We start from the raw sequence: 15372 nt of genomic DNA, 5'->3' as shown, positions 1-15372 counted from the left end.
GGATAACTATCGTCTATGACGGACAACACCCCTAAAGAGAGCGCGGCTGAGGCAGAAGCCAAGCCGCTGATTGATATCAAAACCGGTAATAAAACCGTAGATGGCTCGATCCAAAACGTTTCGCGCTTTGCCGCCTGGTTTCAGGCGATTCCCGCGGTCGCACATTTTTTGCGTGCGCTTGAACGCTTTAACGATCGCCTCGGCAGCCAGTTTGGCGCGGCTATCACCTACTTCTCATTTCTCTCCCTGATACCGATTTTGATGGTCTCCTTTGCGGCTGTCGGCTTTGTGCTGGCGTCGAATCAGGATTTGCTCACCGAGTTGATCAACAAAATCGTTAACAGCATCAGCGATCCTACGTTGGCTACCACCCTGAAAAACACGGTGAATACCGCGATTCAGCAGCGCGCAACGGTAGGATTGACCGGTTTGCTGCTGGCGCTGTACTCCGGCATCAACTGGATGGGCAATCTGCGTGAAGCGGTGCGCGCGCAGTCGCGCGATGTATGGGAACGTAAGCCAGATGACCAGGAGAAGTTCTGGAAAAAGTACGCGCGTGATTTGCTTTCACTGCTTGGTTTGATGTTTGCGCTGGTGATTACGCTGTCGCTGACCTCCATTGCGGGTGCGGCGCAGGCGGCAATTGTGAATGCGCTGGGATTGCAGGATATTGAGTGGCTGCGACCAGCGATGACCATCATCGCGTTATCGATCTCTATCTTCGCGAACTACCTGCTGTTCCTGTGGATCTTCTGGATTCTGCCGCGCCATAAGCCGCGTAAGAAAGCGCTGTTCCGCGGTACGCTGCTGGCAGCAATTGGCTTTGAGGTGATTAAATTTGTGATGACGCTGACCCTGCCAAAACTGGCAACCTCGCCTTCTGGCGCGGCCTTTGGTTCGGTGCTTGGCTTAATGGCCTTCTTCTACTTCTTTGCACGTCTGACGCTGTTCTGCGCGGCGTGGATCGCCACGGCGAAATACAAAGATGATAAAGAGATGCCGCAACCGCATCAGGCAAAATAGGCTGGCTCACTTGTTACATTTTCTCAACTAGCTAAAAATGTTTCCTGCTGGCTGCTTTTCCAGCAAAAACCAGCAGGAAACGCTGAAGGGTCACTTTAATTTGGCCCTTTTGCAGAGATTCACGCCAAAAAAGTGACACTTCCCGTTCCCATCCGCCACTGATTGCATCAACTCAGAAATTATCCACTTTTTCGCCGAAAAAGCCCGGTCTGACGCGGTTTTTCGCCATTGAATGCCGCAAACCAGGTGCGTAAGATTCTCTGTCTACATTTACAATTAAGAAACACTTATGCAAGCCTCCATCACAGAAACACTCGACCAAAAACACGACGACACGCCGGTCAATTCACGCGGCAAAGTGGTTGTGGCATCGCTTGTCGGCACCGCCATCGAATTCTTCGATTTCTATATTTATGCCACTGCCGCGGTGATTATTTTCCCGCATATCTTCTTCCCGCAGGGCGATCCAACCGTCGCCACGCTGCAATCACTGGCTACCTTCGCCATCGCCTTCGTTGCGCGCCCTATCGGCTCTGCGCTGTTCGGGCACTTTGGCGATCGCGTCGGCCGTAAAGCCACCCTGGTGGCATCGCTGCTGACCATGGGCGTTTCGACAGTGCTGATTGGTTTGCTGCCAAGCTATCAAACCATTGGCGTGGCTGCCCCGCTGCTGCTGGCGCTGGCGCGTTTTGGTCAGGGTCTTGGCCTGGGCGGCGAATGGGGCGGTGCGGCACTTTTGGCGACCGAGAATGCGCCCGCAAAGAAACGCGCGCTTTATGGTTCATTCCCACAGCTTGGCGCGCCGATTGGCTTCTTCTTCGCCAACGGCACCTTCCTGTTGCTGTCATGGCTACTAACTGATGAGCAGTTCATGAACTGGGGCTGGCGCGTGCCGTTTATCCTTTCTGCAGTGCTGGTGCTGATTGGCCTGTATGTGCGCGTTTCGCTGCATGAAAGCCCGGTGTTTGCCAAAGTGCAGAAAGAGAATAAGCAGGTGCGGATGCCGATTGGTACGCTGCTGAGCAAGCATTTAACGGCGACCATTCTCGGTACCTTCATCATGCTTGCCACCTATACGCTGTTCTACATTATGACCGTCTACTCGATGAGTTACGGCACCGCACCCGCCCCGGCAGGCCTCGGTTATTCGCGTAATAGCTTCCTGTGGATGTTGATGGTGGCAGTGATTGGTTTTGGTGTGATGGTGCCGATTGCCGGTTTGCTGGCCGATCGTTTTGGTCGCCGTAAAACCATGATCACCATTACGCTGATGATTATCGCTTTTGCGTTGATGTTCCCCGTGCTGCTCGGTTCGGGTTCTCAGGTGCTGGTGATGGGCTTCCTGATTCTCGGTTTGAGCATTATGGGTTTGACGTTTGGTCCAATGGGCGCGCTGCTGCCTGAGCTGTTCCCGACCGAAGTACGTTATACCGGCGCGTCGTTCTCCTATAATCTTTCGTCGATTCTTGGTGCGTCGGTTGCGCCCTATATCGCCACCTGGTTAAACGCCAATTACGGTTTGCAGGCGGTAGGTTTCTATCTGGCTTCAATGGCAGTGCTGACGCTGATTGCGCTGATTGCCTGTAAAGAGACCCGTAATCAGACGCTGTATGAAGCGGTGTGATTTGATTGAGCGTCAAGAGAACCCGGCTTTTAGCCGGGTTTTTTATTGATTGAGATAAGGTATGCGGAAACCAGGTCGCCATGAATGGCGACCCTACGATGTTGTATAGTCAGCATTCATGCTGAACCGATCGAATCCCACATAATAAAAAACCCCGGCAAGCCGGGGTTTCTTTGTGCTGAAAACGGTGTCGTGCGTGGCTTAGCCCGCGACGGCGATACGTTTCATATCGGTCATGTAGCCACGCAGCTTGCGGCCTACCGATTCGATTGGGTGCTGACGCACCGCTTCGTTGACGTCACGCAGCTGCGCGTTATCAACCTGAGTGCCTTCAACCGCTTTACCCAAATCGCCTGGCTGCAGCGTGGTCATGAACTCTTTCAGCAGCGGAACGGCTGCGAAGGAGAACAGGTAGTTACCGTATTCTGCGGTATCTGAGATAACCACGTTCATTTCATACAGGCGCTTACGGGCGATGGTATTGGCAATCAGCGGCAGCTCGTGCAGTGATTCGTAGTAAGCCGACTCTTCGATGATGCCTGCGTCAACCATGGTTTCGAACGCCAGCTCAACGCCCGCTTTCACCATCGCAACCATCACTACGCCTTTGTCGTAGTACTCCTGCTCTTCGATTTTGCCTTCAAACTGCGGTGCATTTTCGAACGCGGTAGCACCGGTCTCTTCACGCCAGGTCAGCAGGTTTTTATCGTCGTTAGCCCAGTCAGCCATCATGCCAGAAGAGAATTCGCCAGAGATGATGTCATCCATGTGCTTCTGGAACAGCGGCGCCATGATGGTTTTCAGCTGCTCAGACAGCGCATAAGCGCGGATTTTCGCCGGGTTAGACAGACGATCCATCATCAACGTGATGCCGCCGAACTTCAGAGATTCGGTGATGGTTTCCCAGCCGAACTGAATCAGTTTTTCGGTGTAAGCCGCGTCGTGACCTTCCGCCACCAACTTGTCGAAGCACAGCAGAGAACCGGCCTGCAGCATACCGCACAGGATGGTCTGCTCGCCCATCAGGTCAGATTTCACTTCCGCAACGAAGGAAGACTCCAGCACGCCTGCACGGTCGCCGCCGGTGGCTGCGGCCCAGGCTTTAGCAATCGCCATGCCTTCACCTTTTGGATCGTTTTCCGGGTGAACCGCGATCAGCGTCGGCACACCGAAACCACGCTTGTACTCTTCACGCACTTCGGTACCCGGGCATTTCGGCGCCACCATCACGACGGTGATGTCTTTACGAATGGTTTCGCCCACTTCAACGATATTGAAACCGTGTGAGTAACCCAGCGCCGCGCCATCTTTCATCAGCGGCTGAACAGCCTGAACGACGGCGGAGTGCTGTTTGTCCGGCGTCAGGTTAACCACCAGATCGGCTTGCGGGATCAGTTCTTCGTAGGTGCCGACTTTGAAGCCGTTATCGGTGGCTTTACGGAAAGAGGCACGCTTCTCAGCAATCGCTTCAGCACGCAGGGCATACGCCACATCCAGGCCAGAATCACGCATGTTCAGGCCCTGGTTCAGACCCTGAGCACCACAGCCAACGATGACCACTTTTTTGCCTTTCAGGAAGCTTGCGCCATCGGCGAATTCATCGCGCGCCATGAAGCGACACTTGCCCAGCTGCGCTAACTGGTTGCGCAGATTCAATGTGTTGAAGTAATTAGCCATGGGTACTCCGGTTAGATGTTGTGTTTGTTTTTGTTCAGGAACAGCGTTGTCTATTACGCCGCGAATGACCCCATCATATGACAGGAAATCTATTGCTTAAATTGATATATTAGCAAGGTCACATTGCAGAAATTGCAACATAACGTTGAGGCGACAAGCGCATGGATTTACGAGACCTGAAACTGTTTCTTCATTTGGCGGAAAGCTGCCATTTCGGACGTACTGCGCGCGCCATGCACGTCAGCCCATCCACCCTTTCGCGCCAGATTCAGCGCCTGGAAGAGGATGTCGGCCACGCGCTATTTCTGCGTGATAATCGTACCGTTACGCTGACCGAAGCCGGTGAGCGTCTGCGCCAGTTTGCGCAGCAGACGTTGCTGCAATACCAGCAGCTGCGCCATGTGATGGATCTCAACGGTCCGTCGCTCAGCGGCGAACTGCGCCTGTTTTGCTCGGTAACGGCCGCTTACAGTCATCTGCCACCGATTCTCGACCGCTTCCGTGCCGAACATCCGCAGGTGGAGATCAAGCTCACCACCGGTGATGCCGCCGATGCGATTGAGATGGTGCAGTCCGGTGACGCCGATCTCGCCATTGCCGGCCGACCTGAATCGCTGCCTGCCAGCATAGATTTCACACCACTGGGCCTGATCCCGCTGGTGCTGATCGCCCCGGCGCTGCCTTGTCCGGTGCGCAGCCAGGCAACGCAGGATGAGCCGGATTGGGCGCAAATTCCGTTTATCCTGCCGGAACAAGGGCCTGCGCGCCGCGGCATTGATTTGTGGTTCCGCCGCCAGCGCATCCCCAATCCGCAGATTTACGCCACGGTTTCGGGACACGAGGCGATTGTCTCGATGGTGGCGCTGGGTTGTGGCATTGCGCTGCTGCCGGATGTGGTGCTGGAAAACAGTCCGGAACCGGTGCGCAATCGCGTGTTAACGCTGGAGAATGTGGAATCTGTTGCGCCGCTGGAGCTTGGCGTGTGCGTACAAAAAAAGCGGCTCGGGGAGCCGCTTATCAATGCGTTCTGGCACCAGCTGTAATTACTGCCCGGCGAGGAAGAAACGAAACGCCGGGTTGTTCGCTTCGTCGTGCCATTCGTAACCCAACGCGGTGAGATGAGTTTCGAAATCCGGCTCCTGCTCGTTAGCTTCAAACGCCGCAAGCACGCGACCGTAATCGGTGCCGTGGCTGCGATAGTGGAACAGCGAGATATTCCAGTGTGCGCCCAGCGTCTGCAGGAACTTCAGCAGCGCGCCCGGTGCTTCCGGGAACTCAAAGCTAAACAGGCGTTCACGCAGCGGCTTCGATGGACGGCCGCCCACCATGTAGCGCACGTGCAGCTTTGCCATCTCATCATCCGACAGGTCCACCACGTGATAACCGGCTTCGTTCAGCTGGCTGATGATTTCACTGCGCTCCTCCAGCCCACGCGTTAAGCGCACGCCGACGAAAATGCAGGCGTTATCCGCATCCGCATAGCGATAGTTGAACTCGGTGATTGAGCGGCCGCCGATGGTTTGGCAGAACTTGAGGAAACTGCCCTGCTGCTCTGGAATCGTCACCGCCAGCAGCGCTTCACGCTGTTCCCCCAGTTCGCAACGCTCAGAAACGTAACGCAAGCCGTGGAAGTTGACGTTGGCACCTGACAACACGTGCGCCAGGCGCTCGCCTTTGATGTCATGCTGCTGGATATACTTCTTCATACCCGCCAGCGCCAGCGCACCTGAAGGTTCCGCAACCGCGCGCACATCTTCGAACAGATCTTTTACCGCCGCACATATCGCATCGCTATCCACCGTGATGATGTCGTCGAGATACTCACGACACAGGCGGAAGGTTTCATCGCCAATGCGTTTGACCGCCACGCCTTCCGCAAATAAGCCAACGCGCGGCAAATCCACCGGCTCGCCGGCATCCAGCGCTGCTTTCAGGCAGGCTGAATCTTCCGATTCCACGGCAATCACTTTGATCTGCGGCATTAGTTGTTTGATCAGCACCGCAACCCCCGCTGCCAGACCACCGCCGCCCACCGGTACGAAGACGCGATCGAGATGCGCATCCTGTTGCAACAGCTCCATCGCCAGCGTGCCCTGTCCGGCGATGACCGCAGGATGGTCAAACGGCGGCACGAAGGTGTAACCCTGCTGTTCTGACAGCTCGATCGCTTTGGCTTTTGCCTCGTCGAAGTTGGCCCCGAACAGATAAGCCTCACCGCCAAATGCGCGCACTGCATCAACCTTGATGTCTGCCGTGGCCAACGGCATCACAATCAGTGATTTGATGCCAAGCGTGCTGGCCGAGAGCGCCACGCCCTGCGCATGGTTACCGGCTGAAGCCGTCACCACGCCGCGTGCTTTTTGCTCTTCATTCAGCCCGGCTATCATCGCGTACGCCCCGCGCAGCTTGAAGCTGTGCACCGGCTGGCGATCTTCACGCTTCACCAAAATGGTGTTGCCAAGACGCGATGATATTTTTTCCATTTTCTGCAGCGGCGTTACCTGGGCGATTTCATACACCGGTGAACGCAGCACGGCGCGCAAATATTCCGCGCCGTTGGGCGACGCGGGTAGCGGTTGAGACTCAGCCATCGGTTAGCCTCCCAGCTTGGACTTATCGCGCACCGCGCCTTTGTCAGCGCTGGTCGCGAGGGATGCATAAGCGCGCAGGGCGAAGGAGACTTCACGCACGCGGCCGTGCGGCGTGTAGGCCGCTTCGCCACGTGCCTGCTCTTCTTCACGACGGGCGTGCAGTTCGTTATCCGCCACCGCCAGCTTTATGCCACGGTTCGGGATATCGATTTCAATCATGTCGCCATCTTTCACCAGCGCGATGGTGCCGCCGCTCGCCGCTTCCGGAGAGGCGTGACCAATCGAAAGACCGGAGGTGCCGCCCGAGAAGCGCCCGTCGGTGATCAGCGCGCAGCTTTTGCCGAGGCCCATCGATTTCAGATAGGTGGTGGGATAAAGCATTTCCTGCATGCCCGGGCCACCTTTCGGTCCTTCGTAGCGGATAACTACCACGTCACCGGCAACCACTTTGCCGCCAAGGATGGCTTCTACCGCATCGTCCTGGCTTTCGTACACTTTGGCTGGGCCTTTGAAGGTGAGGATCTCTTTATCAACGCCCGCGGTTTTTACGATACAGCCATCTTCTGCCAGGTTGCCGTAAAGTACCGCCAGCCCCCCATCCTGTGAGTAAGCGTGTTCGCGCGTACGGATGCAGCCTTCGCTACGATCGTCATCCAGCGTGTCCCAACGGCAATTCTGCGAGAACGCCTTGGTGGTACGAATACCGGCAGGACCGGCGCGGAACATATCCTTCACGGCCTGATCGTTGGTCAGCATGATGTCGTACTGATCGATGGTTTCACGCATGCTTTGCTGCAGAATGTTGCGCGCGCTGGAGTCGATTAAGCCGGCGCGATCTAACTCACCGAGAATGCCGATAACGCCACCCGCACGGTGCACATCTTCCATGTGATATTTCGGCGTACTTGGTGCCACTTTGCACAGCTGCGGCACCTTGCGCGACAGACGGTCGATATCGGAGATATTAAAATCGATCTCGCCTTCCTGCGCCGCGGCCAGCAGGTGCAGAACGGTGTTAGTGGAACCACCCATGGCAATATCCAGCGTCATCGCATTCTCAAACGCCGCCTTGGTGGCGATGTTGCGCGGCAGCATGTTGACGTCATCCTGCTCATAATAGCGTTTGGTCAGACTCACGATGCGCTTACCGGCATTGATGAACAGCTCTTTACGATCGGCGTGTGTGGCCAGCAGTGAACCGTTACCTGGCTGCGACAAGCCCAGCGCTTCGGTCAGGCAGTTCATGGAGTTGGCGGTGAACATCCCAGAACAGGAGCCGCAGGTTGGACAGGCAGAACGTTCAATCTGATCGCTGTCGGCATCGCTGACGTTCGGGTTCGCACCCTGAATCATCGCGTCCACCAGATCCAGCTTGATGATTTGATCGGACAGCTTGGTTTTACCGGCTTCCATCGGGCCGCCAGAAACAAAGATCACCGGAATGTTGAGGCGCAGTGCGGCCATCAGCATGCCCGGGGTGATTTTATCGCAGTTGGAGATACACACCATGGCGTCGGCGCAGTGCGCGTTAACCATGTACTCCACTGAATCGGCAATCAGCTCACGTGAAGGCAGTGAATACAGCATGCCGCCATGACCCATGGCGATACCATCATCCACCGCAATGGTGTTGAACTCTTTGGCTACACCGCCTGCTGCTTCGATTTCTTCAGCAACCAATTTGCCAAGGTCGCGCAGGTGCACGTGGCCCGGTACGAATTGGGTGAATGAGTTAACCACGGCGATAATCGGCTTACCGAAATCGTCGTCGGTCATTCCAGTCGCGCGCCACAAGGCACGGGCACCGGCCATGTTGCGTCCATGGGTGGTGGTGGCGGAACGGTACTTAGGCATGCTCTATTTACTCCAGTAATAATAAGGTTGCGGGCGCCATCTGACGCCCGCAAAAAATCTCGTTATGCGTTAACCGGATCCAACCAGCCCCACTTGTCTTCCGTCTCGCCAGTGAACAGGCCAAAGAAGGCCTTCTGGATACGACCGGTGACCGGACCACGTTTACCTTCGCCAACCTGAATACCATCGACGCTGCGCACCGGGGTGATCTCCGCTGCAGTACCTGACATGAAGACTTCGTCTGCCAGATACAGCGATTCACGCGACAGAACCTGCTCACGCACTTCGATCCCCATGTCTTGCGCCAGCTTGATGATGGCGTCACGGGTGATGCCTGGCAGCGCCGAAGAGGTGAACGGTGGCGTGAACAGAACGCCATCTTTCACTTCGAACAAGTTTTCGCCAGCGCCTTCTGAAATATAGCCGTTGGTGTCGAGGGCGATACCTTCCTGATAGCCGTGACGGCGTGCTTCGCTACCCACCAGCAGAGAGGAGAGATAGTTACCACCGGCTTTCGCAGCGGTCGGCAAGGTGTTTGGTGCCACGCGGTTCCACGAAGAAACCATCGCATCGATGCCGTTTTCCAGCGCTTCAGCGCCCAGGTAAGCACCCCATGGGAAGGCGGCGATGATTACGTCGGTGGTGTAGCCATCTGGCGGGTTTACACCCAGGCCCACGTCACCCACAAAGGCCAGCGGACGGATATAAGCGCTTTTCAGTTTGTTCACGCGGATCACTTCGCGGCACGCTTCCATCAGTTCATCTACGCTGGCTTTGATCGGGAAACGGTAAATTTTGGCGGATTCATGCAGACGCTTCATGTGTTCACGATGACGGAACACCACTGGGCCTTTGTGTGAGTCGTAGCAACGTACGCCTTCAAACACAGAAGTACCGTAATGCAGTGCGTGAGACATTACGCTGACCTTGGCGTCTTCCCACTTAACCATCTCTCCATTGAACCAAATAAAGTCTGCTTTCTTTGTACTCATTGCTTTTTTCCTTTGGCGACTAAGCGCGGATTTGTTGTGTTGTCTGTTGTTGGATCTCGACGCAAGCGACATCCATAAGTTTGCTTAACTGCGAAGACAGTAAATCGACAGAGCGTTGGCTGGCAACGGTCATTTCGATATTAATGTTCTCGACATTGACCGCGGAGGCCATGTTCATCGCACACACCTGGAATCCACGGTGACGCACGACACGCAAAATGCGCTCCAATATTTCAGGGCGAAAGCGAGCTTCGATAGACAATTGATGCTGGTTCATGCGGTTTTCTCCATCATGTTTGCGTTGCTGGCACCCGGTGGTACCAATGGCCAGACGTTTTCATGCTCATCTATCGAAACATGCAGGAAGTAAGGACCTTCACTGTTCAGCAGAGCATCGAGGGCGGCGTCGACCTGATCTTTACGGCTAATGCGCTGGCCTGGAATATCAAAGGCGCTGGCCAGCGTGAGGAAATCGGGATTGTCGGTAAGAATGGTTTCGCTATAGCGTCCATCAAAAAACAGTTGCTGCCACTGGCGCACCATGCCCAGACGTTGGTTATCCAACAGCAGGATTTTTACGGGTAGTTTGCCGCGCTTGATGGTGCCCAACTCCTGAATATTCATCATGATCGAGCCATCGCCAGATACGCAGATCACCGTATCTTCAGGACGCGCCACTTGCGCACCGATCGCCGCTGGCAGGCCAAAGCCCATGGTGCCGAGGCCGCTGGAGGTGATGAAGTTTTCTGGTGCGGTGAAACTCATGTGCTGAGCGGCCCACATCTGATGCTGACCAACGTCAGTGGTCACCACCGCGCTATCCGCTTTGCGATCGGATAACTGCTTCAGCAGCAGCGGCGCGTAAATCGCTTCGCCTGGATGATCGTAGCGCCAGTCGAATTCAGTTTTCATCGCGCTCACTTCCGCGCGCCAGCCATCAATCTGCAGCGGCATGCTCAGCGCAGGCAGCACCTGATTCATGTCACCCTGCAAAGAGACGTGCGCACGGCGCAGTTTGTTCAGTTCGGCAGGATCGATATCGATATGGATGACGCTGGCATGCGGCGCGAAGGTATCCAGCTTGCCAGTGACGCGGTCGTCAAAACGTGCGCCCACTGCAATCAGCAAATCGCAGGATTGCACCGCGAGGTTAGCGGCTTTGGTACCGTGCATGCCCAGCATGCCGAGATAGAGATCGCTGCTGGCATCCGCACTACCGAGACCTTTCAAGGTGGAAACCATCGGAATACCGGTTTCCTGTGCCATGGCGCGCAGTGCGGGAACGGCTTGCGCCATGCCCACGCCGCCGCCGATATACAGCATCGGTTTGTGCGACTGTGCCATTAAGGCACGCGCTTCCGCGATATGCTGCGCCGAATAGCTCACTTCTTCTTCCACCGGCAGCAGGTGCGGCGTCAGTTCGCCATGGGCAATTTGGATGTCTTTCGGGATATCAACCAGTACCGGACCAGGGCGGCCGGACTGTGCAATAGCGAAGGCTTCGGCCATCACGGAAGGTAAATCATCAAGCGATTCAACGAGGAAACTGTGCTTGGTGCAGGCTAACGACAAACCGAGTACATCGATTTCCTGGAAGGCGTCGGTGCCGATAAAAGCGGAAGAGACCTGACCAGTGATCGCCACAACCGGGATGGAATCCATCATCGCATCCGCCAGGCCGGTAATCAGGTTGGTGGCGCCCGGACCCGAAGTAGCGATGCATACGCCAGTTTTGCCGGTTGCACGGGCATAACCAATTGCCGCCATCACCGCACCTTGCTCATGACGGCACAATAGGTGTTCCACGCCGCCATCGTAGAGCGCATCGTACACTGGCATGATTGCGCCGCCAGGATAACCAAACACTGTATCAACACCCTGCGCGCGTAAAGCTTGAACTACCCACTGTGCACCTGTCATGGTTATTCTCCTGTGTTCCTTGGGGAACAACAGAATTTTATGCTACTGCTCATAATCTGTTCCTCGCTGATTCGCTAATATTTTGTCTGGTTAAAAAAAAACCCCCGGACCTTTCGGTGCGGGGGTTTTTGGAATTCCAGACTTGATTTTTAAGCCTTTCTTTCTCCAAGCGATGCCCCGCACGGTGGGATAATAATCACCACCACGCTAATCACGACTAGGCTAATCACTTGTAGAAGGGCTTTCATGTGTTATTCGTTTTTTCGATTGTTCGAAGTAATACCTACAGAGTTACCATAGTTATCTGGCTCTTGACAATAATTTTCATTGGATTTTTTTATAACGACATTGGCGGCGGTTCGTTATCACATTGTATGTAAAAGGTTATTTATATAAGTGATGAATTTTCATTACGTCCGGAGGGCAACTTTTTTTCGACCATTGGGAACGGGATCTGAATTTCACTGAAAGAGTCGCAATCATGAGGGATTATGCGGAATCTTCCTCCGAAATCAGAGATCAGGGATTTGAGTGACTCAACACAGGCATCGATGATAAGGACAACAAGGAGCGGCTATGTCTTTATCAAAGGTTTTAACACGGGCTGCGTTAGGGGTTCAGGCTCCGCTCGTCACGGTAGAAGTGCATATCAGTAATGGCTTGCCTGCCCTGACATTAGTCGGTTTGCCCGAAACCACCGTGAAAGAGGCACGAGAACGGGTTCGCAGTGCGATTATCACTAGCGGTTTCACTTTCCCGGCCAAACGCGTCACCATTAATCTTGCCCCTGCCGATCTGCCTAAAGAAGGGGGGCGTTATGACCTACCCATTGCTATTGCGATTCTGGCAGCCTCTGAGCAGCTACCAGACGATAAACTGACGCAATATGAATTCCTGGGAGAGCTAGCCCTCAACGGCGCGCTCTGTGGCGTTCAGGCCGCCATTCCGGCAGCAATGGCGGCGCTGCAAGCAGGACGACAAATGGTACTCGCTGAGCAGAATCAACAGGATGTTGGTTTGATTCAGCAAGGTGAAACCTTGGTGGGCAATCATCTGGTGGATATCTGCGCCTTTCTCCATAACAAAACGACGCTCACCGTTGCCCGCTATCATCCTGAAGCCCTTGATCAGCAAACGCAGGACCTTAGCGATATCATTGGCCAGGATCAGGGCCGGCGTGCGCTGGAAATTACGGCTGCAGGTGGCCATAACCTATTACTGATTGGTCCACCCGGTACGGGAAAAACCATGTTAGCGACACGTCTGCCCGGCATCATGCCCCCGTTAGACGACCAGGAAGCACTGGAGTGCGCCGCTATTGCCAGCCTGGTAAGTAGTGGCAACCTGCATCATCAATGGCGTAAACGGCCGTTCAGGGCCCCTCACCACAGTGCTTCTCTGTACGCACTGGTAGGGGGCGGTTCATTGCCGCGCCCGGGTGAAATCTCTTTGGCGCACAATGGCGTGTTATTCCTGGATGAGTTACCGGAGTTTGAACGCAAAACGCTGGATGCATTGCGTGAGCCAATAGAATCGGGCGAGATTTCTATTTCGCGCACCCGCGCCAAAGTGACCTATCCTGCGCGCTTTCAATTAGTGGGAGCCATGAATCCTAGCCCCACGGGCCATTATCAGGGCAACCACAATCGTTGTACGCCCCAACAGGTTTTGCGTTACCTCAGCCGTCTATCAGGACCTTTTCTTGACCGCTTTGATTTGTCGCTGGAAGTACCGCTCCTGCCCAGCGGTACCCTGAGTAAGAAACAGCAATTTAGCGAAAGCAGTGCTGAAGTGCTAAGACGTGTTATAGCTGCCCGTAAGATTCAGACGGCGCGCAGTGGCAAAATAAACGCACAACTTTCAAACCCTGAGATTTTACGTTGGTGTTCGCTGAGGCAGGAGGAAGCTGAATGGCTGGAAGGGGTGCTGAATTCGTTAGGACTTTCAGTACGCGCCTGGCAGCGGATTTTAAAAGTCGCAAGGACAATTGCTGACTTAGCGGGTGAAGAACAGATTACGCGGAGCCATCTGCAGGAAGCGGTGGGATATCGTAGTATTGACCGTTTAATGATCTATTTGCACAAGAGCCTGGAATAAAAAATGGGGCTTATATAAGCCCCGTTTTTTTAATCATCACTATCGCTGAAATCTTCCACCGTATCCATCTGCGGCTTACCGCCAGACAGCGTGTGGAAACGCTTAGGACGCTTGATACGCGCAGTGTATTTTGACCATACACGCTCAGCTTCCGTTTGCGGCTCACGAAGACCACGACATACTTCTAAAAAAGAACGCTCTTCTTCTGTAGTGGGTTCACGCTTTGCGAGATCCAATTCATTGAAGGCGTAACCGTGGCGCTCCAGAAGCTGGGCTTCTTTAATGGTGAAATCACCATGGCGCGAAAAACCACGTGGGTAATGTTTGTTATCAAAGAAACGATTTGTTGTTGCGAAGCTATCCGCCATTTTACACGCTCCTGACTCTCATATGGCCGTGCTATTTATGGCGCGGAGTATTAGATAGGCTTGACAGAGTGTAAAACAAAACATTTAAATCAGTACGACAAACAATTTTTGGGAGAATGGTGTGGATACGGAATTACTGAAAACTTTCCTCGAAGTGAGCAGAACGCGCCATTTCGGGCGTGCTGCTGAAGCGCTCTACCTCACGCAATCAGCCGTTAGTTTCCGCATTCGTCAGTTGGAGAATCAACTGGGTGTTAACCTCTTTACTCGCCATCGTAATAACATCCGGTTGACCTCAGCAGGCGAGCGTTTATTACCCTATGCCGAAAGCTTGATGAGTACCTGGTTGATGGCCAAGAAGGAAGTTTCACATACCCAACAGCATCATGAGCTTTCTATAGGAGGTAGCGCATCCCTTTGGGAAGCCTACTTAACCCCTTGGTTACAAACGCTTTATGAGAATAGAGAAAGTCTTCATCTTGAGGCAAGAATTGCCCAGCGACACCTGCTGGTTAAGCAATTACATGAACGCCAACTGGATCTGTTGATTACCACTGAAGCGCCAAAAATGGACGAATTAACCAGTCAGCAGATTGGTCATATCTCGCTCGCATTATTCCGCGCGCGCAAAACGGAGAAGCGTGAAAAGTATGATTACATTAAACTGGAATGGGGAGCAGATTTCCATCAGCATGAAAGTTATCTATCCAGTGATGATGTGCCCGTATTAACCACTACATCAGCGCATGTGACGCGTGAATTGCTGCATACCACCGGTGCCTGTGCATTTTTACCTGATTTCTGGCACGGGATTTATAGTGATTTGATGGTTATTCCAGATACACCTGTCGCTGTGCGACCTTTATATGCGGTGTGGCTGCAGAATAGCGATCAACAAAGTCACATTCGCCAGTTACTTAAATATCCGGTACTGACACACTAATAGAGTAAATGAGCAAGTTTGAGTGGATCACAGTGAAACTCAAACTCTTTTCACTGCTAAATTTTGGACAAAAAAAATCCTTTGCCGAAGCAAAGGATTATTTTCTGGCAGGGGCGGAGGGACTCGAACCCCCAACACCCGGTTTTGGAGACCGGTGCTCTACCAATTGAACTACGCCCCTAATTAGGGTGGCGGAACGGACGGGGCTCGAACCCGCGACCCCCTGCGTGACAGGCAGGTATTCTAACCAACTGAACTACCGCTCCACCGATTCTGTACTGAT

The 15372-nt window shown here is 54.0% G+C and carries 13 protein-coding genes and 2 tRNA genes; 5 read left to right on the top strand and 10 right to left on the bottom strand.

All coding sequences use genetic code 11. The features are described 5' to 3' along the window. Positions 1 to 15 precede the first annotated feature (15 nt). On the top strand, positions 16 to 1023 hold the full coding sequence (yhjD, locus tag ACIP6T_RS21285; protein ID WP_097095679.1) for an inner membrane protein YhjD: 1008 nt from the start codon (positions 16 to 18) through the stop codon (positions 1021 to 1023). Between the two features lie 289 nt (positions 1024 to 1312). Continuing rightward, positions 1313 to 2647, top strand: coding sequence for an MFS transporter (locus ACIP6T_RS21280; protein ID WP_097095678.1), 1335 nt, complete (start codon positions 1313 to 1315; stop codon positions 2645 to 2647). 201 nt (positions 2648 to 2848) lie between these two features. On the opposite strand, the gene ilvC is transcribed toward ACIP6T_RS21280, so the two are convergent. Then, positions 2849 to 4324, bottom strand: a complete 1476-nt coding sequence (gene ilvC / locus ACIP6T_RS21275; RefSeq protein ID WP_097095677.1) for a ketol-acid reductoisomerase — start codon at positions 4322 to 4324, stop codon at positions 2849 to 2851. Positions 4325 to 4485: 161 nt separating this feature from the next. Here ilvC and ilvY point away from each other — a divergent pair, with 161 nt between their 5' ends. Beyond that, positions 4486 to 5367: an HTH-type transcriptional activator IlvY gene (gene ilvY, locus ACIP6T_RS21270; RefSeq protein WP_007888824.1), complete on the top strand. Its 882-nt coding sequence runs from the start codon at positions 4486 to 4488 to the stop codon at positions 5365 to 5367. On the opposite strand, the gene ilvA is transcribed toward ilvY, so the two are convergent. The 6 genes from ilvA to ilvL all read right to left on the bottom strand — a co-directional run bounded on the left by ilvA (position 5368) and on the right by ilvL (position 11929). Beyond that, positions 5368 to 6915 carry a threonine ammonia-lyase, biosynthetic gene (gene ilvA / locus ACIP6T_RS21265; RefSeq protein ID WP_345827796.1) on the bottom strand — a complete coding sequence of 516 codons (1548 nt, stop codon included), beginning with the start codon at positions 6913 to 6915 and terminating at the stop codon, positions 5368 to 5370. It lies immediately after the preceding gene. A 3-nt stretch (positions 6916 to 6918) separates the two neighbouring features. Then, complete coding sequence (gene ilvD, locus ACIP6T_RS21260; protein ID WP_097095675.1) at positions 6919 to 8769, bottom strand: dihydroxy-acid dehydratase; 1851 nt, start codon at positions 8767 to 8769, stop codon at positions 6919 to 6921. 62 nt (positions 8770 to 8831) lie between these two features. After that, a complete protein-coding gene (locus ACIP6T_RS21255; RefSeq protein ID WP_097095674.1) occupies positions 8832 to 9761 on the bottom strand; it encodes a branched-chain amino acid transaminase in 930 nt (309 codons plus the stop codon). Between the two features lie 19 nt (positions 9762 to 9780). Continuing rightward, a complete protein-coding gene (gene ilvM, locus ACIP6T_RS21250; protein WP_097095673.1) occupies positions 9781 to 10038 on the bottom strand; it encodes an acetolactate synthase 2 small subunit in 258 nt (85 codons plus the stop codon). Next, entirely contained in the window at positions 10035 to 11681 is a 1647-nt protein-coding gene (ilvG, locus tag ACIP6T_RS21245) for an acetolactate synthase 2 catalytic subunit (protein ID WP_097095672.1), read from the bottom strand. The genes ilvM and ilvG overlap by 4 nt, the downstream gene beginning before the upstream one ends. A 149-nt stretch (positions 11682 to 11830) precedes the next feature. After that, the gene (gene ilvL / locus ACIP6T_RS21240) at positions 11831 to 11929 is read right to left on the bottom strand and encodes an ilv operon leader peptide (protein WP_071531048.1); all 99 of its coding nucleotides are present in this window, start codon (positions 11927 to 11929) and stop codon (positions 11831 to 11833) included. A 328-nt stretch (positions 11930 to 12257) separates the two neighbouring features. Here ilvL and ACIP6T_RS21235 point away from each other — a divergent pair, with 328 nt between their 5' ends. Continuing rightward, the gene (locus ACIP6T_RS21235; protein ID WP_400458766.1) at positions 12258 to 13778 is read left to right on the top strand and encodes a YifB family Mg chelatase-like AAA ATPase; all 1521 of its coding nucleotides are present in this window, start codon (positions 12258 to 12260) and stop codon (positions 13776 to 13778) included. 29 nt (positions 13779 to 13807) lie between these two features. On the opposite strand, the gene ACIP6T_RS21230 is transcribed toward ACIP6T_RS21235, so the two are convergent. Further along, positions 13808 to 14146, bottom strand: a complete 339-nt coding sequence (locus ACIP6T_RS21230; RefSeq protein WP_007888811.1) for a DUF413 domain-containing protein — start codon at positions 14144 to 14146, stop codon at positions 13808 to 13810. A gap of 121 nt (positions 14147 to 14267) precedes the next feature. On the opposite strand from ACIP6T_RS21230, the gene hdfR reads away from it, so the two are divergent. Further along, positions 14268 to 15089, top strand: coding sequence for an HTH-type transcriptional regulator HdfR (hdfR, locus tag ACIP6T_RS21225; protein ID WP_097095670.1), 822 nt, complete (start codon positions 14268 to 14270; stop codon positions 15087 to 15089). Between the two features lie 105 nt (positions 15090 to 15194). Here hdfR and ACIP6T_RS21220 read toward each other — a convergent pair. Both ACIP6T_RS21220 and ACIP6T_RS21215 read right to left on the bottom strand, forming a co-directional pair. Further along, positions 15195 to 15270: transfer RNA gene (locus ACIP6T_RS21220), tRNA-Trp, on the bottom strand. A gap of 8 nt (positions 15271 to 15278) precedes the next feature. Further along, positions 15279 to 15355 (bottom strand) — tRNA-Asp (locus ACIP6T_RS21215). Positions 15356 to 15372 lie beyond the last annotated feature (17 nt).

The sequence above is a fragment of the Pantoea sp. NPDC088449 genome, assembly GCF_044753225.1.
In the GTDB taxonomy this organism is placed as follows: Bacteria; Pseudomonadota; Gammaproteobacteria; order Enterobacterales; family Enterobacteriaceae; genus Pantoea; species Pantoea floridensis.
This window is presented reverse-complemented; position numbering and strand designations above follow the sequence as displayed.

Bases quoted from the DNA above. Each gene is read 5' to 3' on its own strand.
- yhjD (WP_097095679.1), top strand. From the start codon at position 16: ATGACGGACAACACCCCTAAAGAGAGCGCGGCTGAGGCAGAAGCCAAG.
- ACIP6T_RS21280 (WP_097095678.1), top strand. From the start codon at position 1,313: ATGCAAGCCTCCATCACAGAAACACTCGACCAAAAACACGACGACACG.
- ilvC (WP_097095677.1), bottom strand. From the start codon at position 4,324: ATGGCTAATTACTTCAACACATTGAATCTGCGCAACCAGTTAGCGCAG.
- ilvY (WP_007888824.1), top strand. From the start codon at position 4,486: ATGGATTTACGAGACCTGAAACTGTTTCTTCATTTGGCGGAAAGCTGC.
- ilvA (WP_345827796.1), bottom strand. From the start codon at position 6,915: ATGGCTGAGTCTCAACCGCTACCCGCGTCGCCCAACGGCGCGGAATAT.
- ilvD (WP_097095675.1), bottom strand. From the start codon at position 8,769: ATGCCTAAGTACCGTTCCGCCACCACCACCCATGGACGCAACATGGCC.
- ACIP6T_RS21255 (WP_097095674.1), bottom strand. From the start codon at position 9,761: ATGAGTACAAAGAAAGCAGACTTTATTTGGTTCAATGGAGAGATGGTT.
- ilvM (WP_097095673.1), bottom strand. From the start codon at position 10,038: ATGAACCAGCATCAATTGTCTATCGAAGCTCGCTTTCGCCCTGAAATA.
- ilvG (WP_097095672.1), bottom strand. From the start codon at position 11,681: ATGACAGGTGCACAGTGGGTAGTTCAAGCTTTACGCGCGCAGGGTGTT.
- ilvL (WP_071531048.1), bottom strand. From the start codon at position 11,929: ATGAAAGCCCTTCTACAAGTGATTAGCCTAGTCGTGATTAGCGTGGTG.
- ACIP6T_RS21235 (WP_400458766.1), top strand. From the start codon at position 12,258: ATGTCTTTATCAAAGGTTTTAACACGGGCTGCGTTAGGGGTTCAGGCT.
- ACIP6T_RS21230 (WP_007888811.1), bottom strand. From the start codon at position 14,146: ATGGCGGATAGCTTCGCAACAACAAATCGTTTCTTTGATAACAAACAT.